Genomic DNA, 25991 nt, shown 5'->3' with positions numbered 1-25991 from the left:
AAGCGCTTATTGCTTACCACCACGAGCCTTTGCATGCTCTCGCTGCTCCCCCTCACTGCCCTGGGGCAGGATGCGGGGCTGACAGCGGCCTACAATGCCTATGTCGAAGCCCAGAGCGGCGATGACGCCGACGCCAAGGCTGCGGCCGAAGCAGCCTTCCTTGCCGAATGCCAACGCATCGGCGCACCCGACCTGCAACAATGTATCGCCATCGCCACTGGCGCCGCGAAAGTCGAGCAGCCTGCGCCGCCCGCCGAAGAAGCCGCGCCACCGGCTGAAGAGCCCGCGCCGCCAGCCGAGGAGCCAGCGGCTCCTGCTGAAGAACCGGCACCTCCCCCGGCTGAGGAACCGGCCGCTCCCGCTGAACAGCCTGCTCCAGCAGAGCCGGCCCCGGCTGCTGAACAACCCGCCGAGCCGCCTGCTGCCGAACAGCCCGCCGCTCCCGCGGAGCAGCCTGCAGCTCCCGCTGAACAGTCGCCGGCCAGCGATCCGGCACTGATCGCCGCGTTCGAGGCCTACGTCTCCGCCGGTTCCGGCGGTGATGCCAACGCCAAGGCTACCGCCGAGGCCGCCTTCCTCGCCGAATGCAACCGTCTCGGCATCCAGTCGCTCGACGAGTGCCTGGCGCTGATGGGCGGTGCGCCGGCTCCGGCCGCACCTGCCGAACCCGCAACGCCCGCCGAACCGGCCCAGCCGGGTGAGCCGGCGCAGCCGGGCGAGGCTCCGGCGACCGACCAGTCCGGTCAGCCGCTCGAAGTGGTTCCCGATCAGGAGACGCCTGACGCGCCGGCCGCCCCGGTGCTCGACAGCGCCAAGGATGCTGCGGAGGCCGGCGGCGAACAGCCCGCTCCTGCCCAGCCGCCTGCCGCCGAAGCTCCGCCGCCAGCCACCGATGCCGAGGCCCAGACCCAGGCACCGCCGCCGGCCGAGGAGGTTGAGGCGGCCGTCGCTACCGAGGGCAAGCGCGTCGACCAGCTCCCGGCACCGGAGGCCCCTCCTGCCGCTCAGGAGGCCAAGAAGGACGGTGACCGGCTGATCATCAACATCGGCATCAACATCAACATCTTCACCCCGTACAAGGATCGCGACCGCATCGGCCGCGGCGACGAGGTCTATTATGAAGAGCTCGACAACGGCCGCTATCGCCAGACCGTCATCCGGTCGGATGGCACGCGTGTTGTGACCGTATGGAACCGCTATGGCGAAATCATCCGCCGCGTGAAGGTGCTGCCCGACGGCACTCGCATCATCCTGGTCTTCTCCCCCGATGATCGTCGGGACGACGACTGGCGCGATCCGGGCGACGACCTGCCGCCGTTCTACCTGCCGATCCCGGTGGACGACTATGTGCTCTACAGCGAGCGCTCCGACGAGGCCGATATCGAGCGCTTCCTCAGCGAACCGCCGCTGGAAAAGGCCGCCCGCGTCTACACCGTCGATGAAGTGAAGCGTTCGGCCCGTATCCGCGACACCGTCCGCCGCGTCGAGATCGGTGACCTGACCTTCGAGACCGGCTCGGCCCAGCTCGGCCGCGATCAGGTCGGCTCGCTCGGCAAGGTGGCCGAAGCGATGAAGAAGATCCTTGCCCGCAACCCGGGCGAGACCTTCCTCATCGAGGGTCACACCGACGCGGTCGGCTCGGACGAATCCAACCTCGTCCTCTCCGACGAGCGCGCCGGCACCATCGCCGACCTGTTGACCGAGTTCTACGACATCCCGCCGGAGAACCTCACCACCCAGGGCTATGGCGAGCGCTACCTCAAGGTTGAGACCGACGGCGCCGAACGGGCCAACCGCCGCGCCACCGTCCGCCGCATCACCTCCCTGGTCTCCGGCGGCCAGAGCTGACCGAAGCACCTACGGTGAAAGCCTGGAACCCGCGCTCCGGCGCGGGTTCTTCTTTTGAGCGAGGCGGTAGAGAGGCAGGCTCTCGGTGTCCGCCATAGACAAGCCATGCTCCTAAGTCTAATTGAACGTCGTTCAGTTCTGGAGTTGCCCATGGCCCGCCGTGCCGACCATTCGAAGGAGGAGCTCGCGAGCCTCGTCGTCAACACCGCCGAGGAACTGATCGCCGAGGAGGGGATCGACGCCTTCTCGGCCCGCTCGCTGAGCCGCGCCATCGGCTACACCGCCGGCACGCTCTACCATCACTTCAAGGATCTCGACGACATCGTCACCCAGGTGAACACCCGCACCCTGGTGGGCCTTGCCCGCGCCTTCGCTGATGCGACGCCCTCCGACGATCCGCGGCAGATGCTGCATAATTACGCCGATGCCTTCCTCGGCTACATCACGTTGAAGCGAAATCTCTGGAATGCGCTGTTCGAGTTCCGCCGCAAGCCCGACCAGCCGGTGCCGCCCTGGTATGTCGAGGCCATTGCCTCGCTGATCCGCATCATCGCCCAGTGCTTTGCCGATATCCGCCCCGACCTCGACGACAAAGCCGCCCGCCAGTCCGGCCAACTGGTCTTCGCCTCGATCCACTCCGTCGTCTCGCTCGACAGTTCGGGCCGCCTCAACCTGATCATGGACCGCGACATCGGCAAGGTCGTGCACGAGCTCGTCGACATGCACATCCTCGCCTACACCCACCGCACGAAGTAGGCAGGTCTCCGCCAATGCCAGCGTCACCTCGGCGAAGGCCCAGGTGCCGGGCCTATCGGCGAACTTGCCACCAGACAGCGCCCCAAACTCGTGTCATCCCTGCCAAAGCAGGGATCCAACTCACCACCTGCACCAGCTGATGGATGGGTCCCAGCTTTCGCTGGGATGACAGCCGGTGGGTGGGCGCGACCATAACTTAGCGCATACGGGTGAAGGCCAGAAAACCCACTCCGCCATCCCCCTGTTTCTACACCAGAAGCCGCCGCAACCCATTGAATCCGTTTAATCTCATCTTTCGTCTAAACACCGTTCAATTTACAACTTGAACGCCGTTTAAAATCCTGTATGTTGATCATCGTGAACAGCGTTCAATTAAACGCCGACACCAACCGAAGGGAGACGTACTGCGATGTTGAACGTTCTGAAGACCCTGTTCCGGGGCGCCTCGGCCCGCGCCGAAGAGCAGCTTACCGATCATTTCGCCATCGACCTCATCGAACAGAAGATCCGTGAGTCCGAGGGGGCATTGTCGCTCGCCAAGTCGACCCTCGCGGCCCTGATCATCCGTCAGCGCAACGAGACCCAGACGCTCAGCCGCCTCGAGACGCAGATTGACGATCTCGAGACCCGGGCCCGTCAGGCGCTGGTCGCTGGCCGTGAGGATCTTGCCGCTGACGCCGCGACCGCCATTGCCAACCTCGAAAACGAGCGGGCCGTGCGCCGCGACACCCTCGATCAGCTCGCCAACCGTGTCGCCCGCACCCAGGCCTCGGTGGAGAAAGCGAACCGCCGCATCATCGACCTGCGCCAGGGCATGATCTCGGCCCGCGCCGCCGATGCTGAACGCAAGGCGCAGAAGTCGCTCAACCGCTCGATCGGCGCTACCAGTTCGATCCGCGAGGCGGAGGAGTTGATTGCCCGCGTCGTCAACGGCCCCGATCCCTTCGCCGAGAGCGAAGTGCTCGACGAGATCGACGCCGGCCTCAGCGAGAAGGGTATCCGCGACCGCCTCGGCGAGGCCGGCTTCGGCGACAAGACCAAGGTCCGCGCCGACGACGTGCTCGCCCGCCTCAAGTCCACCAGCCTCTAAGCCGCAACCACAAACGCATTCGAACCAAAGGGAACCACCGAAATGAACGCCGACAACAACCAGGTCTACATCATGTTCAACGCCGCCGGCGTCGCCGCCGCGCTGTTCCTCCTGTCGCTGTCGCTCTGGCTCGCGCCCGTCGACATCTCGACCAAGGGCTACTGGGGCATGGGCATCGTGCTGCTGATGGGAAGCCTCGTAAACCTCGTCAAGTATCGCACCGATGACCGCAACGCCCGGGACGTGGTGCGCCAGCTCGAGCAGGCCAAGGACGAGAAAATCCTCAAGGACTACGTCGGCAACCAGTGATCCCCAGGGTCATTGTAGTGATCCCAGTCACCGCCGATGAGAGAGCCCCGGGTCAGTGCCCGGGGCTTTTGTTTCGAGTGAGCAGCAGGATCAACCCCACGCCCCATCTCCCCCTTGGCGGGGGAGAAAGCGAAAACTTGGGCTTAGCGCAGCTAAGTCCTTAGTTTTTGCCAGAGAGGGGGTGCGGAGCCATCGTGCCTGAAGCCCCTTCCAGCTTCACCCCAGCCGATACGGCACCACTTCGCGTCGGTCGACATCGATCTCCAGCCGCGCGTCCATCGGGGGCACCGAGCGCTGGATGCAGTTGGTGCGCGGACAGATCCGGCAACTGATTCCGATCGGCTCGAACCCGCGCGTCAGGTCGAGGTCCGCCGCATAAGTGAGCTTGTTCGCATGCGCCACCTCGCAGCCAAGCGCGTAGGCATAGCGCCGCACCGGTCCGCGAAACCCGCCAGTGTGTTTCTCTTCAGACCAGGCGAGGCAGAGGTACCGATTGCCGTCCGGCGTCTCTGCCAGCTGCCGCGCGATCCGCCCATTATGCTCGCCGAATACCCGGTGCACGTTCCAGAGCGGGCACGCGCCGCCGAAGCGCGGGAACTGCAGTGGCGTTGCCGAGTGCCGCTTGGTGATCGTCCCCGCCGCGTCCACCCGCGCAAAAAAGAACGGCACGCCGCGCGCCCTGGGCCGCTGCATGGTCGAGAGCCGGTGCCCGACCTGCTCCATCGACGCGCCGAACTCGAACGCCAGTTCCTCGACGTCGTAGCCAGTGCGATCTGCCGCAGCGAGGAACGCTCCATACGGCATCTGCAATGCCCCGGCGAAGTAGTTAGCCAGTCCCAGCCGGCAGATATCGGCCGCCTGCCGGGTCTTGAACTCCGCCCCGGCGACGATCTCGTCGATCAGTTCCACCTGTTCGATCAGCGCCAGCTGCACGCCGAGCTGGAAATACTGCGTTGCCGGTGCCAGCCTCCCGTTCAGCACGATCGTCCGGCTCGCTCGCTCGAACCGCCGCAACTGATCCGGTGAGTTCGGTTCCTCGAACTCCACCGAAATCCGATGCCGTGTCGTGAGATAATTCGCCAGCCGCTCGAGCCGCCCATGCAATGCGAAGCCGATGCTCGCCGCGAGGTTCTCCGCCGCAAGATCAAGCGGATCGACATAGTTGTTGGCGTAGTGGAAGAAGTCGCGGACTTCCTCGTAGCTGGTTTGCAGGCCGGGGCCGCCGACCATCGCCGCGTCCGCCCCCATCAGCCGCTCGTTTGCCTTGCGATAGGCCTCGTAGAGCCGCAACATGGCCCGCGCCGTATCGGGTGCGCTGGCCGCCACCGACTTAAGCTCGATCAGCCCCGGCGCTGCCTCGCCGAACAGCGGGTCGGCCATCGCTTCACGCAGGTCGGCCAGCACCCGGTCGGCCCCTTCCGAGGTCAACTCCCCGAGGTCGAGCCCGAAATTCTCGGCCAGCGTCAGCATCAGCGAAGCCGTCAGCGGCCGCTGGTTGTTTTCGATCTGGTTGAGATACGACACCGAGATCTCGAGCCGCCGCGCCAGCTCGCGCTGCGTCAGCCCCGCCTTGGTGCGCGCCGCCCGCACCCGAGCTCCGGCGAAGATCTTACGGTCAGCCATTCGCAAGTTTGCAATTTCACAGTTTGCAACTTTGCAGAATTAGCAGGTCCGCACATTCCTGTCTCTCGTCGCTTCGTCGGACCGTGTAAGCTGGCGATGAGTTAAGCTCAGGGGACTCCATGCAAAAGATCATCGCCGCGCTCGATCAGCGGCGCAATGAGGCCCGTCTCGGCGGCGGCCAGAAGCGCATCGATGCTCAGCACGGCAAGGGCAAGCTCACCGCCCGTGAGCGCCTCGAGGTGCTGCTCGATCCCGGCTCGTTCGAGGAATACGACATGTTCGTCACCCACCGGGCGGTGGATTTCGGCATGGAGCAGAACATCATCCCCGGTGACGGCGTGGTCACCGGCTGGGGTACCATCAATGGCCGCCTCACTTACGTGTTCAGCCAGGATTTCACCGTCTTCGGCGGCTCGCTCAGCGAAACGCACGCCCAGAAGATCTGCAAGATCATGGACCTCGCCGTGCAGAACGGCGCGCCCGTTATCGGCCTTAACGATTCCGGCGGCGCTCGCATCCAGGAGGGCGTCGCGGCCCTTGGCGGCTATGCCGAAGTATTCTGGCGCAACGTCCAGGCCTCCGGCGCCATTCCGCAGATCTCGGTGGTGATGGGCCCGACGGCGGGCGGCGCGGTCTATTCGCCTGCCATGACCGACTTCATCTACATGGTGAAGGACACCTCCTACATGTACGTGACCGGCCCGGACGTGGTGAAAACCGTCACTTCCGAGATCGTTACCCACGAGGAGCTCGGCGGCGCCTCGACCCACACCAAGGTTTCGTCGGTCGCCGACGCCGCCTTCGACAATGACATCGAGACCCTGCTCGAAGTCCGCCGCCTGTTCGACTTCCTGCCGCTGAGCGCCGCCGACAAGCCGCCCGTGGTCGCCGTCAACGACAGCATCGACCGTGCAGAGCCCAGCCTCGACACCCTGATCCCCGACAGCGCCAACAAGCCATACGACATGCGAGAGGTGATCCTCAAAATCGCCGACGAAGGCGATTTCCTTGAGATCCAGAAGGACCATGCCGGCAATATCCTCGTCGGCTTCATCCGTCTCAACGGTGGGACGGTGGGCGTCGTCGCCAACCAGCCGCTGGTTCTCGCCGGCTGTCTCGACATCAACTCATCGAAGAAGGCGGCGCGGTTCATCCGCTTCTGCGACGCCTTCTCGATCCCAATCCTGACGCTGGTCGACGTTCCCGGCTTCCTCCCCGGTGTCGCCCAGGAATATGGCGGCATCATCAAGCACGGCGCCAAGCTCCTCTTCGCCTATGCCGAAGCCACCGTCCCCAAAGTCACCGTGATCACCCGCAAGGCCTATGGCGGCGCCTATGACGTGATGGCATCGAAACACATCCGCGCCGACGTCAACTACGCCTGGCCCACCGCCGAAATCGCCGTGATGGGCGCCAAGGGCGCGACGGAGATCCTGTACCGCTCCGAACTCAGCGACAAAGACAAGATCGCCAAACGCACGGCCGACTACGAAGCGAGGTTCGCCAACCCATTTGTCGCGGCGGAACGCGGCTTCATCGACGATGTGATCATGCCGCACGGGACGAGGCGAAGGGTGGCACGAGCGTTCGAAACGCTGAGGAACAAGAAGGCGGTGATCCCGCTGAAGAAGCACGGGAACATTCCGCTGTGAGGGGCTTGGTGCAGCCGAACGAGTGGAGCGGCACCCACGCCTCCCTCCCCCGTTGCGGGGAGGGATCAAGGGTGGGGGGAGCCGCACACTCGACGGCGGAGGCAAGGCACCCATGAGCACCGAGCTCGCCCAAAAGCTCCGCCGTAACCCTCCCGAACCCGAGCGCCGTATGTGGGCAATCCTCTTCCCGCTACGCAGCCAGGGTTACAACTTCCGCCGTCAGGCCCAGATCGGCGCCTACTATGCCGACTTCGCGTGCCGCCATCCGGCAATAGTGATCGAAGTCGATGGCGAAACGCACACGACCGACCTTGCCCAGACAAACGACGCGACACGCGACGACTATTTCGCTGGGCGCGGCTACCGCGTGCTGAGGTTCTGGAACAACGATGTTATGGAGAATGCAGAGGGTGTCTATCTGACCATCGCAGCGGCACTTGCCGAGATATCCAGCGTAGCTGCTCCCCCCACCCTTGATCCCTCCCCGCGACGGGGGAGGGAGTCGACTGCCAGCTCCGGCGCCAGGCAGTCGGATCCCGACAGGACCACCCCCTGAATGTTCTCCTCCCTCCTCATCGCCAATCGCGGCGAGATTGCCTGTCGCGTTATCCGCACCGCCAAGCGGCTGGGCATCCGCACCATCGCCGTCTATTCCGACGCCGATCGTGATGCCGTTCACGTCAAGCTCGCCGACGAGGCCGTGCATATCGGTGGCTCTGCCGCCCGCGACTCTTATCTCTCGATCGAGAAGATCGTTGCGGCCTGCAAGCAGAGCGGCGCCGAAGCGGTACACCCCGGCTATGGCTTCCTCTCGGAGAATCCCGCCTTCGCCGCTGCCCTCGAGGCCGAGAACATCATCTTCGTCGGCCCGCCGGTGAAAGCCATCGAGGCGATGGGCGACAAGATCACCAGTAAGAAGCTGGCTGCCGCGGCCGGTGTCTCCACCGTCCCCGGCCATATGGGCCTCATCGCCGATGCCGAGGAGGCCGTCACCATCTCGCGCTCCATCGGCTATCCGGTGATGATCAAGGCTTCTGCCGGCGGTGGTGGCAAGGGCATGCGCATCGCTCATAGCGATGCCGAAGCCCGCGAGGGTTTTGAGCGTTCGAAATCCGAGGCCGCGTCAAGCTTCGGCGACGACCGCATCTTCATCGAGAAATTCGTCACCGAGCCGCGCCACATCGAAATCCAGCTGATCGGCGATCAGCACGGCAATGTGCTGTGGCTCAATGAGCGCGAGTGCTCGATCCAGCGCCGTAACCAGAAGGTCATCGAGGAGGCGCCGTCGCCTTTCCTCGACGCCGCCACCCGCAAGGCCATGGGCGAGCAGTCTGTCGCCCTCGCCAAGGCGGTGGGCTACACCTCGGCCGGCACTGTCGAGTTCATCGTCGACAAGGATCGCAACTTCTACTTCCTCGAGATGAACACCCGGCTGCAGGTCGAGCACCCGGTCACCGAACTGATCACCGGCCTCGACCTGGTCGAGCTGATGTTCCTCGCCGCATCAGGCGAGAAGCTGCCGCTCACTCAGTCCGATATCGGCATCAATGGTTGGGCCATCGAGAGCCGCATCTACGCAGAGGATCCGTTCCGCAACTTCCTGCCCTCCACCGGTCGGCTCACCCGCTACAGCCCACCGGCCGAGGAGGCGTCGCTCGACCTGGTGGTCCGCAACGATACCGGCGTCGCCGAGGGCGGCGAGATCTCCACCTTCTACGACCCGATGATCGCCAAGCTCTGCACCTGGGCCCCGACTCGCAGCGAGGCGATCGACGCCATGGAAGTGGCGCTCGACGAGTTCGAGCTCGAAGGCGTGGGCAACAACATCCCGTTCCTGTCGGCTGTCATGGGGCAGGAGCGCTTCCGCTCCGGCCGCCTCACCACCGGCTACATCGCTGAGGAATTCCCCAACGGCTTCAGCGGTGTAGCGCCGGACGCGGAATCACTGACGCATCTGGCGGCGCTCGCCTGCTGCTCCGCCTTCGCCCTCGACAAGCGGCTCTATCCGACGACGCCCGAACCGCGCGCCGTGATCATTGGCGCCGAGCGCTGGGACTTCTCGGTGCGCGCCGATGGCATCGAGTATTGGCTGACCGCGCCGGACGGCAAGAAGCTGTTGGTCGAAAGCGGCTGGAAACCGGGCAACAGCCTCTGCATCGCCCGTGTCGATGGGCGGCTGCACCACGTCAAGCTCGATCGCGTCACCGGCGGCTTCCGCCTGCGCTGGCGCGGCGCCGATCTCGTCGCCAAGGTGCTGCTGCCGCACGTTGCCGACCTGATGCCGCTGATGCCGGTGAAGGTGCCCCCCGACCTTTCGAAGTTCCTGCTCTGCCCGATGCCCGGCCAGATCGTCCGCATCGACGTCGCTGAAGGCGATATCGTCGAAGACGGCCAGACCCTCGCCATTGTCGAGGCGATGAAGATGGAGAACGTACTGAAGGCGGAAAAGCGCGCACGGATCAGCAAGGTCCGCGTCAAACCCGGCAGCGTGCTGGCAGTGGACGAAGTTATCCTGGAGTTCGAGGCGGTATGAGCCAGGTGCTGACTGCTCCCTCCCTCCCAACCTCCCCCGCAAGGGGGGAGGTGCCGTTCAGCGCAACAGTCTCGATGGTGCCCCATGCATCAGCGGGCACCCTCCCCCTCGCGGGGAGGGGTGGGGAGGGGGGAGGTGAGCCCCGATGACTGGGAAACCCACCTTCGCCGACTGGTCAAAACTCGCCCGGAAGGACCTGCGCGATACCCCGGTGGAGTCGCTGAACCGTGACTACGGCGATCTCCCGATCAAGCCGGCTTACTTCCCGGAAGACGCCGCCGCCGATCCCGGCGTTCCCGGCGCGGCCCCGTTCACCCGCGGCGTTCGCGCCACCATGTACGCCAACCGCCCCTGGACCATCCGGCAATATGCCGGCTTCTCCACGGCGCGCGAGTCCAACGATTTCTATCGCAAGAACCTCGCGGCCGGCCAAAAGGGCCTGAGCGTCGCCTTCGACCTCGCCACCCACCGCGGCTATGACAGCGACCATCCACGGGTGACCGGTGATGTCGGCAAGGCCGGTGTCGCCATCGACAGCGTCGAGGACATGAAGGTGCTGTTCGACGGAATCCCGCTCGATCAGATGTCCGTCAGCATGACCATGAACGGCGCCGTACTGCCGGTGCTCGCGATGTTCATCGTCGCGGCAGAAGAGCAGGGGGTAAAACAAGCGCAGCTCGACGGGACCATTCAGAACGACATCCTCAAGGAGTTCATGGTCCGCAACACCTATATCTACCCGCCGGCGCCGAGCATGCGGATCGTCGGCGACATTATCGCCTATACCGCCGAGCATATGCCGAAGTTCAACTCGATCTCGATCTCGGGCTACCACATGCACGAGGCCGGGGCGACGGCGGTGCAGGAGCTGGCCTACACCATTGCCGACGGCATCGAGTATGTGCGCTCGGCGCAGGCGCGGGGTCTCGATATCGATGCCTTCGCGCCGCGGCTGAGCTTCTTTTTCGGCATCGGCATGAACTTTTTCCTCGAGGTGGCAAAGCTCCGTGCCGCCCGCACCCTTTGGCACAAGTTCATGACCCAACTGGGCGCCAAAGACGCAAAGTCATTGGTGCTGCGCACCCACTGCCAGACCTCCGGCGTGTCGCTGACCGAGCAGGACCCGCACAACAACATCGTCCGCACCACCATCGAGGCGCTCGCCGCCGTGCTCGGCGGCACCCAGAGCCTCCACACCAATTCCTTCGACGAAGCCATTGCGCTGCCGACGGAATTTTCAGCGCGCATCGCCCGTAACACCCAGTTGATTCTGCAGCACGAGAGCCGCGTCACCGACGTCGTCGACCCGCTCGGCGGTTCCTACTACATCGAAGCCCTCACCGCCGACCTGGTGGAGCGCGCCAGCGCCTTGATTGCCGAGGTGGAGGCTCAGGGCGGCATGACCGCCGCCGTCCAGGCCGGTACCCCGAAGCTGGAGATCGAGAAGGCCGCCGCCCTGCGCCAGGCCCGCGTCGATCGCGGCGAGGATGTCATCGTCGGCGTCAACCGCTACCGCCTCGAGAACGAAGCGCCGATCGCCATCCGCGAGATCGACAACAACAAGGTGCGCGACGAGCAGGTCGCCCGCCTCGCCGAAATCCGCCGCACCCGTGACTCGGACGCCGTGGTCGCTGCGCTGGCCTCACTGCAGAATCAGGCGAGATCGAACGGCAATCTGCTCGCGGCCAGCATCGCCGCCGCCCGCGCCCGCGCCACCCTGGGCGAGATTTCCGCTGCCCTCGAGCAGGTCTTCAACCGCCACTCGGCGATCACCCGCGTCATCTCCGGCGTTTATGCGGAAAGCTATGCCGCAGATCCACAGTACGCCCAGCTCACCAGCCGAATTGCCGCATTCAGAGACAAGGAAAAGCGCTCGCCGGCGCTGTTCATCGCCAAGATGGGGCAGGATGGGCATGATCGTGGCGCCAAGGTCATCGCCACCGCCTTCGCCGATCTCGGTTTCACCGTCCATATGGGCGACCTGTTCGAGACAGCCCCTGAGGTTGCCGACCACGTCGCCGAGCTGAAGGTCGACGCCGTCGGCGTTTCCTCCCTCGCCGCCGGCCACAAGACGCTGGTCCCCGAGCTGATCGGCGAACTCCGGGGCAGGGGGCTCGGCGACGTCACCGTCATCGTTGGCGGTGTCATTCCCGAACAGGACTATGACTTCCTGCGTGAGGCCGGTGTGGCGGAGATCTTCGGCCCCGGCACCAACGTGCTGGAAGCCGCGTTCTCGGTGCTGAACCAGATCGAGGGAAGGCTGAGTAATCGATGATCGGCAGGCTCAACCATGTCGCCATCGCCGTCCCGGATCTCGCCGCCGCTGCCGCGAAATACCGCGACCTGCTCGGCGCCGACGTGCATCATCCGCACGACCTGCCCGAGCACGGTGTTACCGTGGTTTTCGTCCAGCTCGAGAACACCAAGATCGAACTGATGACCCCTTTGGGCGAGAACTCGCCGGTCGCCAAGTTCCTCGCGAGTAATCCTTCGGGCGGCATGCATCACGTCTGCTACGAGGTGCCTGACATCGCCTCGTCTATCCGCACGCTGGTCGAAGCCGGCGCCCGTGTGCTCGGTGACGGCAAACCCAGGATCGGCGCCCACGGCCTGCCGGTGGTGTTCCTTCACCCCAAGGATTTCGACGGCACGCTGATCGAGCTCGAAGAGGTGAAGCCGGAGCTGCAGCCGGCGTAATCTGTCGCAGGCTCGCCTGCCTCAGTCGCCTCGAGTGGCGGCCGCCAGACTCGGCGCCGCCGCATCCTTTCGCGAAACCACCGGAGCCCCGGTCAATGGCCACGCCACGGCGATCTCCGGATCATCCCAGCGGATGCTGCGGTCGCTCGCCGCGTGCCAGAAATCGGTGGTCTTGTACAAGAACTCGGTCCCATGCTCGAGCGCCAGGAACCCGTGCGCGAACCCGGCTGGGATCCAGAGCTGCTTGCGGTTCGCCGCGCTGAGTTCCACCCCCGCCCATTTGCCGAACGTGGGCGAACCCTCGCGAATATCCACGGCGACGTCGAACGCGGCGCCGGCGAGCACGCGCACCAGCTTGCCCTGGGCGTGCGGCGGCAGCTGGTAGTGCAGCCCGCGCAGCACGCCCTTGTGGCTGATCGAGTGGTTGTCCTGCACGAAGTTGGCGTCGAAACCAGTCGCCTCGCGGAACCTGGCCTCGTTGAAGCTCTCGAAGAAGGCGCCGCGCTCGTCCTCGAATACGCGCGGCTCGAACACCATCAACCCATCGATGTCCAGTCGCTCGACGTCCATCAGCCTCGCCCTTCGCGCAGCAGCGCCATGAGATACATGCCGTAGCCGCTCTTTCTAAGTGGCTGTGCGAGTCGCGCCAGCGCTTCATCGTCGATCCAGCCGTTACGCCAGGCGATTTCCTCCGGGCAGGCGACCTTGAAGCCCTGCCGCTTCTCCAGCGTTGCGATGAACTGCCCAGCCTCGAGCAGTGAGTCATGTGTACCGGTGTCGAGCCAGGCAAAGCCGCGGCCCATCCGCTGTACATTGAGGGTGCCACGCTCCAGATAGAGGCGGTTGAGGTCGGTGATCTCAAGCTCACCGCGCGCCGATGGTTTCAGGCTCCGCACCAGCTCGACCACTTCGGCGTCGTAGAAATAGAGCCCGGTCACGGCGTAGTTCGATTTGGGGAGCTCAGGCTTCTCCTCGATCGAGATCGCCGCACCGGCATGGTCGAACTCCACCACGCCATAACGCTCGGGGTCGTTCACGTGATAGGCGAACACCGTCGAGCCCTGCGCCTGCCGGTCGGCGACTTGCAGCAGTTTTGTCAGGTCATGGCCGAAGAAGATGTTGTCGCCGAGGATCAGCGCCGAGGGGCCGCCGCGGACGAAATCCGCGCCGAGGATGAACGCCTGCGCCAGCCCGTCCGGGCTCGGCTGCACCACGTAGCTCAGTTCCATCCCCCATTGCCGGCCGTCGCCGAGCAGGGTGCGGAACCGCGGCAGGTCCTCCGGCGTCGAGATCACCAGCACTTCGCGCATGCCGCCGCTCATCAGCGTCGACAGCGGATAGTAGATCATCGGCTTGTCGTAGACCGGCAGCAGCTGCTTGGAGACCGTCAGTGTCGCGGGGTGGAGGCGCGTCCCGGCGCCGCCGGCGAGAATGATGCCGCGGCGCGTCATCGGATGGTCTCCGGAAGCAGGGTGTCGAGCGTTCCCAGCACGTCGGCTTGCCAGTCGGGCAGCTCGATGCCGAGCGCGCTGCGCAGCTTGTGCGTGGAAAGGCGCGAATTGTGCGGCCGCCTGGCTGGCGAGGGGAAGGCGCTGGAAGGCACCGGCAACACCCGCTCCGGGCGCAGCTTAAGTGGTACGCCCCGCCGAACAGCTTCGCCGATGATGTAGCTTGCATAGCCGTGCCAGCTCGTCTCGCCTGCCGCGGCAAGGTGGTAGATGCCGCGGGCGAGCGGGCGGTCGTGGGCGATCTGCGCCACGGCGCGGGCCGTTACCTCGGCAATCAGCCGGGCGCTGGTCGGCGCCCCAACCTGGTCGTCGATCACCCTGAGCTCGTCACGGCTTTGCGCCAGCCCCAGAATTTTGGCGACGAAGTTGCTGCGACCCGGCGCGTGCACCCAGCTGGTCCGAAAGATCAGGTGCTTGCCGTCCGCCTTGCCGATCGCCTGCTCGCCGGCGCGTTTGCTTGCGCCATAGACGTTGAGCGGCGCCGTCGCATCATCCTCGACATAGGGTCCTGGCTTCTCGCCGTCGAACACGTAATCGGTGGAGTAGTGGATCAGCCAGGCATCGCGTTCCGCCGCCGCGCGGGCCAGTGCAGCCGGCCCATCGGCATTCACCAGCTGCGCCAGCTCGGGTTCGCTCTCGGCCTGGTCGACGGCGGTGTAGGCGCCGGCATTGACGATCACGTCCGGCTGCTCGCGGTCGACTATCTTCGCCAGCCCTTCCGGGTGTGCCAGGTCCGCGCCCTCGCGGCCGAACGCAACGATCGTACCGAGCGGGGCCAGCAATTGCGTCAGCGCCGTGCCGACCTGGCCGTCGCGTCCCAGGATCAGCAGTCTCATCCGTACTGCCTCGCCACCCATTCGCGATAGGCGCCATTGGTCACGTCGGTAACCCAGGCTTCGTTGCCAAGATACCAGTCGACGGTCTTCGCCAGGCCCTCCTCGAACACCACTGCGGGGCGCCACCCGAGCTCGCCGGCAAGCTTGGTAGGGTCGATGGCGTAGCGCCGGTCATGCCCCGGCCTGTCGGCCACATGAGTGATCTGCGCTGCGTAGCTCGCGCCATCGGGCCGCGGTCGCCTGGCATCGAGCAACGCGCAGATGGTCCGTACCACCGCGATATTGGTCTTCTGGTTGTCGCCGCCGATATTGTAGGTCTCGCCCGGCGCGCCGGCCTCGAGCACTCGGCGCAGCGCCGAGCAGTGGTCGCCGACATACAGCCAGTCACGCACCTGCAGCCCATCGCCATAGAGCGGCAAAGCCTTGCCGCTCAATGCGTTATGGACGATCAGCGGAATCAGTTTCTCAGGAAATTGCAGCGGCCCGTAATTGTTCGAGCAGTTGGTAACGATGGTCGCGAGCCCATAGGTTTCGCGATAGGCCCGCACCAGATGGTCGGATGAGGCCTTCGACGCCGCATAGGGACTGTTCGGCTTGTACGGGTTGGTCTCGGCGAACGGCGCCTCGTCGCGCGCCAGCGTGCCATAGACCTCGTCGGTCGAGACGTGGAGGAAGCGGAAATCCCGCCGCTTCGTCTCCTCGAGCCCGGTGACATAGGCCTTCACTGCCTCGAGCAGGTGCAGCGTCCCCATTACATTGGTCTCGAAGAACGGCGCAGGGCCGGAGATCGACCGGTCGACATGGCTCTCCGCAGCCAAATTGATGACGGCCCGCACGTCGTGTCCGCGCAGCAATCGGCCGACCAGGGCGCTGTCGCCGATCGAGCCGCGCACGAACTGGTGTCGGCTGTCGCCGGCGAGCGACGTGAGGTTGGCGAGGTTGCCGGCATAGGTCAGAGCGTCAAGCGTCACCACCGGCTCATCGTTGGCCGCCAGCCAATCGAGCACAAAGTTTGAGCCGATGAAGCCCGCGCCGCCCGTCACCAGGATCGTCATCGTTTGGTCGTCCCCTTTCGCTGGCGGACCTTAGCCGCAATGCCCATGATCTGCTACCGCGGTGCGCTGGGGAGATCGGGGCGGCAGTCGGGGATGCACACCTGGTGTCCGCATGCTAATCAGCCTCATCCTTGGAGGAGGAAACCATGCTCAAGGGGCTCGATCCCGTTCTGAATGCCGACGTGCTGCATGCGCTCAAGTCCATGGGCCACGGCGACGATTTGATCATCGCCGACATGAATTTTCCCTCGGATTCGATTGCCCGCCAGACCGTCTACGGCAAGCTGCTGAAGCTCGAGAATGTCACTGCCGGCCGTGCGGCCGAGGCGATTCTGTCGCTGATGCCGCTCGACAGCTTCGTGCCGCACCCGGCTTTGCGCATGGAGATCGTCGGTAAGCCCGACGAGGTGCCGCCGGTGCAGCTCGAAGTACAGGCGGCGATCGACAAGGCCGAGGGCAAGCCCTCGCCGATGGGCTCGATCGAGCGCTTTGCCTTCTACGAGGCAGCCAAGCACTCCTACGTGGTGATTCAGACCGGCGAGCGCCGCTTCTACGGCTGTTTCATCCTCAAAAAGGGTGTGCTGCCACCCGAGGCCTAAAGCGCTTTCAGGAAAAGTTGCAGACTTTTCCGGTTCGAAAGCGTGACCAGCAAAACACCTGGAGCGCCCACCGAGCGAGCAAGGCCGGGAGGCGCTCCTGCCGAAATTGTGCATTCACTGGTGAAAGCACTCACTACTCACTGATGAATGCAACCCCCACTTTGTGCGCTGCAGGGGCTCCGGGGTCTCGCCAACATGTTGACTTCTAACATGTTAGCTCCATACCATTCCTCAGCATCCCGCACATAAGGGAGCGCTCCCTGGGGAGGGACGTCGGCAGGGGTTGAGGGACTTGGGTTGCGCCGTGGCGCGGCCCGACCTGCACGTTCAGTTTCCCATCGAGCGCCGGCGCGGAGGCGACAACGCCGCTGGAAGCGGCGCTTTGAGGGAGAACAGACGTGAAACTCGAACTCTACAACCGGATTGCGGCCATCCAGGCCAGCCGCCGCAGCTTCATGAAGGGCGCGGCCGCGCTCGCCGCCGGCACTGCGCTCAGCAGCACCTTCGCCGGCCGCGCCTTCGCCCAGGACAGCGTGCGCGCCCAGATCCTGCAGATCCCCGGCGTCGGCAAGGGCTCGCCCACCGATGCCGACTGGCAGAAGGTCGGTGAACTCTGCCTCGCCGCCACCAAGGCCAACGTCGCCGAGGGCGAGTTTGCCGGCGTCGAGCTGACCTTCATGGGGCTCAACAACCAGAACCTGCATAACTTCCTGTTCCGCGGCTTCCTGAAGCCGTGGGAGGCCTATACCGGCGCCAAGATCAACTGGATCGATCTGGCCCAGGCCGACTACAATCCGCGCCTGCAGCAGTCGATCGCCACCGGCACCGTCGATTTCGACATCGTCGAGATGGGCGCGCCCTTCGAGGGCGACACCGCTGGCAAGGGCCTGCTCGACGAGATGCCCGACTGGGTCGCGACCCAGATCGAGGCGGACGATCTGGTGAACTATCTCAAGGCGCCGGTCGGCACCTGGGACGGCAAGACCTACCGCATCAACATCGACGGCGACTGCCACACCTTCGCCTACCGCAAGGACTATTTCGGCGATGGCTCGATCAGTGGCATGGCCGACGTGCCGACGCACTGGGAAGATTTCCCGGCGCTGGCCACCGCTCTTACCGGCAAGAACGATCCGATCACCGGAACCCCGGCCTACGGCTTCATCGATCCGCTGAAGTATCAGTGGGGTGGCTTCGGCTTCTATTTCCTCGAGGACCGCGCGGCCGCTTATGCCAAGCATCCGGATGATCCGGCCTGGCTGTTCGACCCCGACACCATGAAGCCGCGGGTCAACAACCCGGCCTGGGTGCAGGCCATCCAGGATGTGCTCGATCTGGTGAAGGCCAACGCCTATCCGCCTGATCAGCTGAATGCCGACCCGAACGCCACTGCCTTCTCGCAGTTCCTCGGCGGCACCGGCGCGGCTCTCACCTGGTGGGGCGATGTCGGCTCCAACGCCCGCACCTCCGATACCTCGGTGGTCGGCGATGTGGTCGGCTTCTCCATCAACCCCGGCGCCAAGAAGGTCTACAACTCCAAGACCAGCGCCTGGGAGGAGAAAGAGAACTTCGCTCCCAACATGGCCTATATCGGCTGGGGCGTGTACGTCACGAGCCGCGTCTCCGGCGACGAGAAGAAGCGCAAGGCCGCCTGGTCCGCCGCCGCACATCTGGGCGGCAAGGACATCTCGCTGTGGACCGCAGCTTACCCGTCCGGCTTCCAGCCCTACCGCAACTCGCACTTCCAGTACGATGAGTGGGTGGCTGCCGGCTATGATCGCGCCTTCGTCGAGGATTACCTCGGCTCGAACCTCGACAGCTACAACCACCCGAACGCTGCCATCGAGCCCCGTATCCCCGGCATCTTCCAGTACTACTCGATCGCCGAGGACGAACTGGTGAAGGGCATCAACGGCCAGTACGCCGGCGCCCAGGAAACCGCCGACGCCATCGCCGCCGCCTGGGAGAAGATCACCGACCAGATCGGTCGCGACAACCAGATCAAGCTCTACAAGGCGTCGCTCGGCATGTAGTGCCGCGTATGGCGTGATTGACAATCCACGGCTGGTGGCGGACCGTCACCAGCCGATTTAGTTCGGAACGAGAACTGTCCAAGAGGCGTGGATGGCGTTGACTGAATCACCGAGCTACGGCGCCATCTCGCGTCGCCGCAAAGACGGGGGCAGGGCGCTCATTGCCGCTGCCAGCGTTCTCTTCCTCGCCGTCGGCCTGCTCCAGGCGCTTAACTCCGCCGGCATATTGCCACTCGGTCTCAAGGATTGGCGCCCCACGCTTTACGCCTACCTGCTCTGGGCAGTGGCGCTCGGGGTCGGCATGGTGATGGCGCGCGGCGAGGCCGGGCTCAAGGCGCTGTTCATTCTGCCGGCGGCTTTGTTCACCGTGGCCATGGCGATCTTTCCGACCCTGTTCGGCCTGTCCATCGCCTTCACCGACTGGAACCTCGCCTCGCTGACCGGCCAGAAGTTCAACGGCTTCGACAACCTGGTGCAGCTGGTCCGCGACCCGTTCTACTGGAACGCCATGCGCAACATGGTGATCTATGTGCTGTTCGTGCTCGTCGAGTACGCCGTCGCTTTTGGCCTCGCCCTGCTGCTCAACGCCGAGATCCGCGCCCGGAAATTCTGGCGCGTCGTCTTCCTCATCCCGTTGATGCTGTCGCCGGTCGCCGTCAGCTGGATGGTCGGCAAGTCGATGCTCGAATACCGCTTCGGCCCGGTGGCGCGCTTCGCTCGGTGGCTGGGCTTCAACAACCCGAGCTTTTTCACCGATCCCTGGGTCGCGCGGCTGTGGATCGAGGCGATGGATGCCTGGGTGTCGATCCCGTTCGTGATGATCCTCTTGCTGGCGGGCCTCCAGGCCATGCCCAAGGAGGTCATCGAGGCCGCCAAGGTCGATGGTGCTTCGCCCTGGCAGCGCTTCTGGCAGGTGATCTTCCCGCTGATGCTGCCGGTCTCGATCACCGCGATCGTGTTGCGCATCATCTTCAAGCTCAAGCTCGCCGATATCATCATCACCGTCACCTCGGGCGGTCCCGGCGGCGCCACCGACAGCGTCTCGAGCTTCATCTATCGCGAGTACCGTGACCGCTCGAACGTCGGCTACGGCACCATGCTCGCGATGTTCTATCTGGTGCTGATCGTGATCTTCATCACCCTGCTGCTGAAGTTCCTGCGCAGGCACATGCAGAGGATGACCTGATGGCCGCCGAAGCAACACTCTCCGCCGCGACCGCGGCCGATGCCGGTGCTGGTGCCCGGCGCCTGAAGCATATCGCCGGCAAGGTCGGCATCTATGCCGCGCTGGTGGCCTGGGCCTTCGTGTCGCTGTTCCCGGTCTACTGGACCATCACCACCTCGATGAAGGTGGCCAAGGATGTGCAGCTCGGCCACCTGATCCCGTGGGTGGATTTCCAGCCCAACTGGCTGGGCTGGCGCTCGCTCGGCCTCTCGCCCGACACCATCGGGCAGGTCTCGACCGTCCGCGACGAGTTCCTCGGCCGCTTCCTTAATTCGGTCTACACCGCCTTCGGCGCCTCGTTCCTCGCCGTGCTGATCGGCTCGCTCGCCGCCTACGGCCTCAGCCGCTTCCAGTACAAGTTCCTCTGGATGAAGAACCAGGATCTGAGCTTCTTCTTCCTCAGTCAGCTGATCCTGCCGCCGGTCGTCCTGGCGCTGCCCTTCCTCGTGCTCTACCGCGAGCTGGCGCTGCTCGACAGCATCATCGGCCTCGTCCTGCTCTACACCCTGACGGTCCTGCCGATCGTCATCTGGATCATGAAGGACCAGTTCGACACCATCCCGATCGAGCTCGATGAAGCCGCGCAGGTCGATGGCCTCGGCCCCTGGGGCACCTTCTTCCGCATCATCCTGCCGATGGCGCTCCCCGGCATGGTCGCCGCCTTCATTCTCAGCCTGATCCTCTGCTGGAACGAGTATTTCTTCGCCGCGCTTCTCACCGGTTCCAGCGCGAAAACGCTCCCCGTGATGGTCGCCAGCCAGACTGGTTCACAGGGCATCAACTGGTGGAGCATGGCCGCCCTCTCCACCGCCGCCATCGCTCCGCTGGTTGTCGTCGGCGTGCTGCTCGAACGCTACATCATCCGCGGGCTGACGGCCGGCAGCGTGAAGGGGTAGGGCCCGGAAACGCCGGCGTCACACTCGCACCCCTCCCCAGCCCTCCCCGTCAAGGGGAGGGTGCTGGCCGGTAGCTGGGGCACCATCCGGCCCAGCATACCGGCCCCACCTCCCCCTTGATGGGGGAGGCAAGCGAAGCTTGAGAGCGAAGCGATCTAGCGAAGCTCGGAGGGGGTGAGCCGAGAGCTCGATGCGGGGCTAAAGCTCCCGCATCAAATCCTTGTTTCGCTCATAGAGCTCCCGGAACACCCGGTAGCGCCGCTCGTAGAGTTCGCGGAGGGTCTCGTCCGGAGTGATCTGGTGGTCCACCGGGTTCCAGGTCCGGATATCGTCCGGCTGCACATCGCCGATCGCCAGCGCCGCGATGAACGCATCGCCATAGGACGCTCCCACCGTCTTCTGCCGCACGATCTGCGTTCGGCCCGACACGTCCGAGGTCGCCTGCGCCCAAACCCGGTTCTTGGTGCCGCCGCCGGCCGCGAGGATCGCCTTGGGTGGCTGTCCCACATCGGCATAGGTCTCGAACACATGGTGCGTGCCGAAGGCGATGCCCTCGAACAGCGCCCGGTAGATATCGCCGCGGGTGTGCGTCAGGTTCATGCCGAACAGCACGCCCTTGGCCTCGGTGTCGTGGATGGGTGTCCGCTCGCCCGAGAAATAGGGCAGCATCACCAGCCCGTTGGCGCCGGGCGGCGAGCCCTCCGCCTCGAGCGCCAGCGCCATCACTGCTGTGGCCGGATCCAACTCCTTGCCGAACTGCTCGCGGAACCAGTGGCTGAGCGTCCCCGAAGTCGCGAGCCCCGACATCGCCGCATGCTTACCGGGAAAGAACCACGGCGCGTACCAGAGCCGCGCATCCGGTACCCGCACCGGCGTGATCTCGATGATGAAGATGGTCGAGCCGTACATCAGCAGCATGTCGCCGCTGTCGAGCACCCCGACGCTCAGCGCCTCGGCGCCCGCATCGATCGTCCCCGTCGTCACCGGCGTCCCCACTGCGAGACCCGTCTCGGCCGCAGCTGCCTCCGTCACCGTGCCGGCAATGTCGGTGGTCCAGATCGCCTCGGGGAGTTTCTCCAGCCCGATGATGTCGTCGGCCAGCTCGTCGGTCCACTCGAGCTTCTCGACATCGTAGAGCGGCGAGAAGTTGGCCGCCGAATAGTGGTCGATCACATAGCGGCCGGTGAGCTTGTGGACGATGTAGGTGGTCGAGGTCAGGATCTTGGCGGTCTTGGCGTAGAGCTCCGGCCGGTTCCGCTTCAGCCACAGGATCTTGGGGCCGATCGACTGGCTGGTCAGCGCGTTGCCGCAGCGGCTCAGCAGTACATCCTCGCCGATCCGTGCCGTCAGCTCCTCGATCTCCTTGGCCGCCCGGGTGTCGACCCCATAGAGCACGCCGTTCATCAGCGGCTCGCCTTCTGCATCCACCGGCAGCATGCAGGGGCCGATGGCGCTTGCCGCCACCGCGACGATGTCTGAGGGCGCCACACCGCTGTCGGCGATCAGCTTCTGGCTCAGAAAGCAGAAGTCGCCCCACCAGTCCTCGCGCGGCCGGTGCTCGGCCCAACCAGGCTGCGGCACCAGCATCTTGTGCGGCCGGGCGGCGCTCGCGACGATCCGCCCCTCCGCATCCACCAGCACGCCCTTCGATTCAAACGTCCCGATATCGATGCCGAGATAGTGCCTCATCCGATGTAATCGTCCCTGTCGAGACTGAATTTGCTGTCGATCCGCGGTAGCGCTTCCACCAGCAGCGTCGTCAGCTGCTCGAGGTCGGCCATGTCGCAGACTTCCAGCGACGAATGCGAGTAGCGCATCGGAAAGCCCACATCGATCGAGGCGACGCCCTGGCCGACCAATTGCACATAGCTGAGGTCGGTCAGCGCCCCGATATGGGCGCTGCGCTGCAGCGGCAGCTTTTTCGCCATGGCGCTGTCTTCGAACAGTTTCACCATCGCCGGATGCGGCAGCGTGCCGTTGAGCGTGCCGCGCCCGTGGAACGAGTAGAGCGACATCGCCGGCCCGCCGCCGAGCTTCACGTCGCCACGCGCCGCCATGTCGGGGGTATCGGTCGCAAGGATCAGGTCGAGCTGGATGGCAACATCGGGCATCAGCACCTGCGCCGCCGTCACCGCGCCGCGGAGGTTGAACTCCTCCTGCACGGAAAAGACGAAATGCACCGTCGGCCGCTTCTTCACGTCGATCAGCGCCTTCGCCACCTCGATCATCACCGCGCAGGCGGCGCGGTCGTCTACTGCCGTACCGGCGATCCGCCCATTGGCGAGTTCGGTCACCTTGGGCGCATAGACGATGGGCGTTCCCACATCGATCCCCGCCGCCAGCACCTCGGCCGCCGACTTGAACCCGGCATCGATATAGAGCTCGGGGTAGGGCAGCACCTTGTACTTTTCGTCCTGCGACGTCGCGTGGTGGCTCTTATGCGCGATCAGCCCAGGCACATCGGCGCCTTCGCCGATGCAGAACAGCACCTCCGTCGACGGCAGGGCCCGTTCCGGTACGCCGCCCAGCCGCTCGACGCGAACCATCCCGTTCGGCTCGATCTTCCTCACGATCAGGCCGAGCTGGTCCATATGCGCGAACAGCATGACGCTGGGCGCACCCTTGTCGCCCGGCAGCGTCGCGATCAGGTTGCCCAGCCGGTCGGTCGTGGAGGTGATCCCCAGCCCCGCCATCGCTGCCTTCAGATATTTCCTGACCCGTCCCTCATAGCCCGAGAGCCCGGGAATGAGCATCAGGTCGATTGCCCATTGCTTGAGGCTCATCAGTACCCCCGCGCCGCGCGGACCAGCCGCATAAACTCGGCGGCCCGGTCGGCATCCACGGCCTTCCAGGTGTCGCCATCGACCTTCAGCGACGAGCCGACAATGCAGCCGTCGGCGACGTTGAGCACCTCGGCCACCGTCGCGTGCTTCACGCCGGTATTGGCCAGTACCGGCGTGGTCGGCAGCGCCTTCTTCACCGCTTCGAGGTCGACCATCTTGGCCGCCTCACCGGTGATCGCGCCCGAAACAAGGATCGCATCGGGGATCGACGAGAACACCGCGCTGCGGGCCCGGTCGCTCAGCGGCCGCTGGTCCAGCGAATAGGCGAACTCGGCCGAGACATTGTAGAGCAGCGCCAGGTCCTGCCGGCCCAGCCGGTCGCGATAGCGCATCGCCTTGCCGGCATCCGGCGTCCACGGCCCCATGTCTGAGGCATAGGTGCCGGTGAAGATCTCGCGCACGAAGCGCGCGCCGGTCGCCGCAGCCAATGCGATCGAACTCTCCGGATCCCACAAAACGTTGACGCCGAACGGCACGGTGATCTCCGAGCGCAGCCGCCCGATGACGTAGCCCATGGTCGCGGTCGAGGCGGTATCGACCTCGAATTCATACGGCCGGTCATTCTCGTTGCCGAACATCACGGCATCGAACCCGGCCGCTTGCAGCGCCACGAGGTCCTTGCGGGCCCCCTCGACGATGGCCTCCACGCCCCCCTCGTAGTCGTGCAGCGGCGCGCCCGGCAGCGCCCCCAGATGCACCATGGCAATCACCGGCTTCTTGTCGCCGAACACCGTCTTGAATTTGCTTGTCATTGTTTTTTGTAAACCGCTTTACTAGACGCCTATGCGTAGCAGCGGCAACGCCCGGCGTCTACGGCCCGCGGCGGGTCGAGAGGGTGCTCCACACCAATCCTTAACCACGATCCGGTAGAGTGCACGGGAATGAGTGCGAGGTTCCCCGAGATGGAACTGCTCTTTCTCCTCCTGCTGATCCCCGTGGTCTGGCTGCTGTTGCTGCCCGGACGGATCGCCAAGCGCGCCCGCAAATACCGCTTCACCGGCGCCGGCATTCTCGTCGGCGTGCTGGTCGCCGGCTGGATCGGGGTGCAGGCCATGTCGAAACCGCCGGCCGAGATGGTCGATTACGCGGCCGGCGACAGCGACCTGCGCGCCATCCTGCTGCAACCCGAAACCGCCCCGCGCTATAGTTTTCGGGAGTAGGTCGGGGCGCTAAGCAAGAGTTGCAGACTTTTGCGGTGCGAGGGCGCGAGAACGCGAAATGCTCCCGGTGATTACACACCCACCGGCTGTCATCCCAGCGAAAGCTGGGACCCATTTCACAACCCGCGCCAGCTGATAGTTGGGTCCCAGCTTTCGCTGGGATGACACCGAGTTGGAGGGGCTTATCGAGGCAAAACGCGAGGCTTCAGCTCGCTATCCAGCCACGCGAGATCAGCTTCGGCTCCGGGCACCAATCGCCCCAACCCCTTCGCCCCGATCGCCTGCGCGGGATAGAGTGACGCCATCCTCAGGCACTCACCTAGCTCCAGCCCGAACGTCAGGTGCATGTACCGCACCGCGGCATCGAGTGTCAGGTCGGCCCCGGCCAGTGTGCCGTCGCCGAGCCGCAATGCGCCGTCCTGGCGGTAGATCGTTCGTCCGTTGAGCGAGAAGCTCGTCAAGTCAGTACCGGCTTGCGACATCGAATCCGAGACGAGGAAGATGCGTCCCGGTCCGGTCTTGGCCCTGAGCGCCAGCCCCAGTGTCGCCGGGTGCACGTGAATGCCATCGGCGATCAGTCCGGCCCAGACGCTGCCATGGTGCAGCGCCGCGCCGACCACGCCAGGGTCGCGGTTGCCGATCTGGCTCATCGCGTTGAACAGGTGCGTCGCCATGCTCGCCCCGGCCCGCATCGCCGCCGAAGTCACCTCGAACGAAGCATCCGAATGCCCGATGCTGACGACGATGCCGGCGCGCACCAACCGGGCAATCTGCTCCGGCGTTACCGTCTCGGCGGCGACTGTCACCAGCAGGTGGGGCAGGGCGCCGCGCGCCCGCTCCAGCCGCACCAGGTCCGCCTCATCCATCGGCCGGATCAGCGCCGGATCGTGCGCCCCCTTTCGCGCGAGCGATAGATGCGGCCCCTCGAGATGCAGCCCAAGAAAACCCGGCACTTGCCGCCGCGCCGCCTCGGCCCCGGCCGCCAGCACCGCGTCGGTGACTTCGCCCGTGTCGGTGATCAGCGTCGGCAGCAGCCCGGTCACCCCGAATGCGCGGTGCGTGGCGCAGACCACGCCCAAGTCGTCCGCGGTGGTTCCCGGCCCCACCAGGTGCCCGCCACCGCCATTCACCTGCAGATCGATCAGCCCGGGCGCCAGCACCCCGCCATCGAGGGGCACGCGCGTGGCGCCAGTGGGAGCATCGCCGATGGTATGCATGACGCCGTCAGCGACGACGAGCGCGGCATCATCGTGCCACGTCTCGCCATCGAAGATGCGGGCGCCGGTATAGGCAGTGAGTGTCTGGGTCATGGTAGAGAAACGTCCCGG

General features: G+C 65.1%; 23 protein-coding genes. 14 read left to right on the top strand and 9 right to left on the bottom strand.

The genetic code is table 11. From position 1 onward, the window contains the following. Positions 1-33: 33 nt before the first annotated feature. The 4 genes from ACSQ23_RS18620 (at position 34) to ACSQ23_RS18605 (ending at position 4003) form a co-directional block, all read left to right on the top strand. Positions 34-1848, top strand: coding sequence for an OmpA family protein (locus tag ACSQ23_RS18620; protein ID WP_436091494.1), 1815 nt, complete (start codon positions 34-36; stop codon positions 1846-1848). Positions 1849-1998: 150 nt separating this feature from the next. Then, on the top strand, positions 1999-2604 hold the full coding sequence (locus ACSQ23_RS18615) for a TetR/AcrR family transcriptional regulator (RefSeq protein WP_436091493.1): 606 nt from the start codon (positions 1999-2001) through the stop codon (positions 2602-2604). 409 nt (positions 2605-3013) lie between these two features. Further along, complete coding sequence (locus tag ACSQ23_RS18610) at positions 3014-3694, top strand: PspA/IM30 family protein (RefSeq protein WP_436091492.1); 681 nt, start codon at positions 3014-3016, stop codon at positions 3692-3694. A 42-nt stretch (positions 3695-3736) separates the two neighbouring features. Continuing rightward, a complete protein-coding gene (locus ACSQ23_RS18605) occupies positions 3737-4003 on the top strand; it encodes a YiaA/YiaB family inner membrane protein (protein WP_436091491.1) in 267 nt (88 codons plus the stop codon). A gap of 216 nt (positions 4004-4219) precedes the next feature. On the opposite strand, the gene ACSQ23_RS18600 is transcribed toward ACSQ23_RS18605, so the two are convergent. Further along, positions 4220-5626 carry a helix-turn-helix domain-containing protein gene (locus tag ACSQ23_RS18600; RefSeq protein WP_436091490.1) on the bottom strand — a complete coding sequence of 469 codons (1407 nt, stop codon included), beginning with the start codon at positions 5624-5626 and terminating at the stop codon, positions 4220-4222. Positions 5627-5745: 119 nt separating this feature from the next. Between ACSQ23_RS18600 and ACSQ23_RS18595 the strand changes: the two genes are divergently transcribed. The 5 genes from ACSQ23_RS18595 to mce all read left to right on the top strand — a co-directional run bounded on the left by ACSQ23_RS18595 (position 5746) and on the right by mce (position 12508). Further along, positions 5746-7278, top strand: a complete 1533-nt coding sequence (locus tag ACSQ23_RS18595) for an acyl-CoA carboxylase subunit beta (RefSeq protein WP_436091489.1) — start codon at positions 5746-5748, stop codon at positions 7276-7278. A 112-nt stretch (positions 7279-7390) separates the two neighbouring features. Then, on the top strand, positions 7391-7834 hold the full coding sequence (locus tag ACSQ23_RS18590) for an endonuclease domain-containing protein (RefSeq protein ID WP_436091488.1): 444 nt from the start codon (positions 7391-7393) through the stop codon (positions 7832-7834). Next, positions 7835-9811 carry an acetyl-CoA carboxylase biotin carboxylase subunit gene (locus ACSQ23_RS18585; RefSeq protein WP_436091487.1) on the top strand — a complete coding sequence of 659 codons (1977 nt, stop codon included), beginning with the start codon at positions 7835-7837 and terminating at the stop codon, positions 9809-9811. A gap of 145 nt (positions 9812-9956) precedes the next feature. Then, positions 9957-12086 (top strand): methylmalonyl-CoA mutase, encoded by a 2130-nt coding sequence (gene scpA / locus ACSQ23_RS18580; RefSeq protein WP_436091486.1) that lies wholly within the window; start codon positions 9957-9959, stop codon positions 12084-12086. After that, a complete protein-coding gene (gene mce / locus ACSQ23_RS18575; protein WP_055879493.1) occupies positions 12083-12508 on the top strand; it encodes a methylmalonyl-CoA epimerase in 426 nt (141 codons plus the stop codon). Before scpA ends, mce begins: the two co-directional genes overlap by 4 nt. A gap of 21 nt (positions 12509-12529) precedes the next feature. On the opposite strand, the gene rfbC is transcribed toward mce, so the two are convergent. From rfbC to rfbB, 4 genes are read right to left on the bottom strand one after another with little or no spacing between them, the layout of a single operon-like run. Continuing rightward, positions 12530-13078 (bottom strand): dTDP-4-dehydrorhamnose 3,5-epimerase, encoded by a 549-nt coding sequence (rfbC, locus tag ACSQ23_RS18570; protein ID WP_436091485.1) that lies wholly within the window; start codon positions 13076-13078, stop codon positions 12530-12532. Further along, positions 13078-13959, bottom strand: coding sequence for a glucose-1-phosphate thymidylyltransferase RfbA (rfbA, locus tag ACSQ23_RS18565; RefSeq protein WP_055879487.1), 882 nt, complete (start codon positions 13957-13959; stop codon positions 13078-13080). Before rfbA ends, rfbC begins: the two co-directional genes overlap by 1 nt. After that, entirely contained in the window at positions 13956-14852 is an 897-nt protein-coding gene (gene rfbD / locus ACSQ23_RS18560; RefSeq protein WP_436091484.1) for a dTDP-4-dehydrorhamnose reductase, read from the bottom strand. Before rfbD ends, rfbA begins: the two co-directional genes overlap by 4 nt. Beyond that, positions 14849-15907 carry a dTDP-glucose 4,6-dehydratase gene (gene rfbB, locus ACSQ23_RS18555; RefSeq protein WP_436091483.1) on the bottom strand — a complete coding sequence of 353 codons (1059 nt, stop codon included), beginning with the start codon at positions 15905-15907 and terminating at the stop codon, positions 14849-14851. Before rfbB ends, rfbD begins: the two co-directional genes overlap by 4 nt. A gap of 146 nt (positions 15908-16053) precedes the next feature. Here rfbB and ACSQ23_RS18550 point away from each other — a divergent pair, with 146 nt between their 5' ends. The 4 genes from ACSQ23_RS18550 to ACSQ23_RS18535 all read left to right on the top strand — a co-directional run bounded on the left by ACSQ23_RS18550 (position 16054) and on the right by ACSQ23_RS18535 (position 20660). Then, positions 16054-16506: an RbsD/FucU family protein gene (locus ACSQ23_RS18550; protein ID WP_055997456.1), complete on the top strand. Its 453-nt coding sequence runs from the start codon at positions 16054-16056 to the stop codon at positions 16504-16506. Between the two features lie 455 nt (positions 16507-16961). After that, entirely contained in the window at positions 16962-18539 is a 1578-nt protein-coding gene (locus ACSQ23_RS18545; RefSeq protein ID WP_407065066.1) for an extracellular solute-binding protein, read from the top strand. A 91-nt stretch (positions 18540-18630) separates the two neighbouring features. Then, positions 18631-19725, top strand: a complete 1095-nt coding sequence (locus tag ACSQ23_RS18540) for a carbohydrate ABC transporter permease (protein ID WP_055879474.1) — start codon at positions 18631-18633, stop codon at positions 19723-19725. Continuing rightward, positions 19725-20660: a carbohydrate ABC transporter permease gene (locus ACSQ23_RS18535; RefSeq protein ID WP_055879472.1), complete on the top strand. Its 936-nt coding sequence runs from the start codon at positions 19725-19727 to the stop codon at positions 20658-20660. Before ACSQ23_RS18540 ends, ACSQ23_RS18535 begins: the two co-directional genes overlap by 1 nt. 198 nt (positions 20661-20858) lie before the next feature. Here ACSQ23_RS18535 and ACSQ23_RS18530 read toward each other — a convergent pair whose 3' ends face one another. Genes ACSQ23_RS18530 through ACSQ23_RS18520 form a run of 3 tightly spaced genes read right to left on the bottom strand, consistent with a single transcriptional unit; the run spans position 20859 to position 24255 of the window. After that, complete coding sequence (locus ACSQ23_RS18530; RefSeq protein WP_436091482.1) at positions 20859-22349, bottom strand: FGGY-family carbohydrate kinase; 1491 nt, start codon at positions 22347-22349, stop codon at positions 20859-20861. Beyond that, positions 22346-23443 (bottom strand): M42 family metallopeptidase, encoded by a 1098-nt coding sequence (locus ACSQ23_RS18525; RefSeq protein WP_436091481.1) that lies wholly within the window; start codon positions 23441-23443, stop codon positions 22346-22348. Before ACSQ23_RS18525 ends, ACSQ23_RS18530 begins: the two co-directional genes overlap by 4 nt. Then, on the bottom strand, positions 23443-24255 hold the full coding sequence (locus ACSQ23_RS18520) for a BtpA/SgcQ family protein (protein WP_055879463.1): 813 nt from the start codon (positions 24253-24255) through the stop codon (positions 23443-23445). The genes ACSQ23_RS18525 and ACSQ23_RS18520 overlap by 1 nt, the downstream gene beginning before the upstream one ends. Before the next feature lie 129 nt (positions 24256-24384). On the opposite strand from ACSQ23_RS18520, the gene ACSQ23_RS18515 reads away from it, so the two are divergent. Further along, the gene (locus ACSQ23_RS18515; protein ID WP_156387325.1) at positions 24385-24663 is read left to right on the top strand and encodes a hypothetical protein; all 279 of its coding nucleotides are present in this window, start codon (positions 24385-24387) and stop codon (positions 24661-24663) included. Positions 24664-24845: 182 nt separating this feature from the next. Here ACSQ23_RS18515 and nagA read toward each other — a convergent pair whose 3' ends face one another. Next, positions 24846-25973, bottom strand: a complete 1128-nt coding sequence (gene nagA / locus ACSQ23_RS18510; RefSeq protein WP_436091480.1) for an N-acetylglucosamine-6-phosphate deacetylase — start codon at positions 25971-25973, stop codon at positions 24846-24848. Between the last annotated feature and the right edge of the window lie 18 nt (positions 25974-25991).

It is taken from the genome of Devosia sp. LjRoot16 (assembly GCF_964252795.1).
Lineage (GTDB): Bacteria > Pseudomonadota > Alphaproteobacteria > Rhizobiales > Devosiaceae > Devosia_A.
This window is presented reverse-complemented; position numbering and strand designations above follow the sequence as displayed.

Bases quoted from the DNA above. Each gene is read 5' to 3' on its own strand.
- ACSQ23_RS18620 (WP_436091494.1), top strand. From the start codon at position 34: ATGCTCTCGCTGCTCCCCCTCACTGCCCTGGGGCAGGATGCGGGGCTG.
- ACSQ23_RS18615 (WP_436091493.1), top strand. From the start codon at position 1,999: ATGGCCCGCCGTGCCGACCATTCGAAGGAGGAGCTCGCGAGCCTCGTC.
- ACSQ23_RS18610 (WP_436091492.1), top strand. From the start codon at position 3,014: ATGTTGAACGTTCTGAAGACCCTGTTCCGGGGCGCCTCGGCCCGCGCC.
- ACSQ23_RS18605 (WP_436091491.1), top strand. From the start codon at position 3,737: ATGAACGCCGACAACAACCAGGTCTACATCATGTTCAACGCCGCCGGC.
- ACSQ23_RS18600 (WP_436091490.1), bottom strand. From the start codon at position 5,626: ATGGCTGACCGTAAGATCTTCGCCGGAGCTCGGGTGCGGGCGGCGCGC.
- ACSQ23_RS18595 (WP_436091489.1), top strand. From the start codon at position 5,746: ATGCAAAAGATCATCGCCGCGCTCGATCAGCGGCGCAATGAGGCCCGT.
- ACSQ23_RS18590 (WP_436091488.1), top strand. From the start codon at position 7,391: ATGAGCACCGAGCTCGCCCAAAAGCTCCGCCGTAACCCTCCCGAACCC.
- ACSQ23_RS18585 (WP_436091487.1), top strand. From the start codon at position 7,835: ATGTTCTCCTCCCTCCTCATCGCCAATCGCGGCGAGATTGCCTGTCGC.
- scpA (WP_436091486.1), top strand. From the start codon at position 9,957: ATGACTGGGAAACCCACCTTCGCCGACTGGTCAAAACTCGCCCGGAAG.
- mce (WP_055879493.1), top strand. From the start codon at position 12,083: ATGATCGGCAGGCTCAACCATGTCGCCATCGCCGTCCCGGATCTCGCC.
- rfbC (WP_436091485.1), bottom strand. From the start codon at position 13,078: ATGGACGTCGAGCGACTGGACATCGATGGGTTGATGGTGTTCGAGCCG.
- rfbA (WP_055879487.1), bottom strand. From the start codon at position 13,959: ATGACGCGCCGCGGCATCATTCTCGCCGGCGGCGCCGGGACGCGCCTC.
- rfbD (WP_436091484.1), bottom strand. From the start codon at position 14,852: ATGAGACTGCTGATCCTGGGACGCGACGGCCAGGTCGGCACGGCGCTG.
- rfbB (WP_436091483.1), bottom strand. From the start codon at position 15,907: ATGACGATCCTGGTGACGGGCGGCGCGGGCTTCATCGGCTCAAACTTT.
- ACSQ23_RS18550 (WP_055997456.1), top strand. From the start codon at position 16,054: ATGCTCAAGGGGCTCGATCCCGTTCTGAATGCCGACGTGCTGCATGCG.
- ACSQ23_RS18545 (WP_407065066.1), top strand. From the start codon at position 16,962: ATGAAGGGCGCGGCCGCGCTCGCCGCCGGCACTGCGCTCAGCAGCACC.
- ACSQ23_RS18540 (WP_055879474.1), top strand. From the start codon at position 18,631: ATGGCGTTGACTGAATCACCGAGCTACGGCGCCATCTCGCGTCGCCGC.
- ACSQ23_RS18535 (WP_055879472.1), top strand. From the start codon at position 19,725: ATGGCCGCCGAAGCAACACTCTCCGCCGCGACCGCGGCCGATGCCGGT.
- ACSQ23_RS18530 (WP_436091482.1), bottom strand. From the start codon at position 22,349: ATGAGGCACTATCTCGGCATCGATATCGGGACGTTTGAATCGAAGGGC.
- ACSQ23_RS18525 (WP_436091481.1), bottom strand. From the start codon at position 23,443: ATGAGCCTCAAGCAATGGGCAATCGACCTGATGCTCATTCCCGGGCTC.
- ACSQ23_RS18520 (WP_055879463.1), bottom strand. From the start codon at position 24,255: ATGACAAGCAAATTCAAGACGGTGTTCGGCGACAAGAAGCCGGTGATT.
- ACSQ23_RS18515 (WP_156387325.1), top strand. From the start codon at position 24,385: ATGAGTGCGAGGTTCCCCGAGATGGAACTGCTCTTTCTCCTCCTGCTG.
- nagA (WP_436091480.1), bottom strand. From the start codon at position 25,973: ATGACCCAGACACTCACTGCCTATACCGGCGCCCGCATCTTCGATGGC.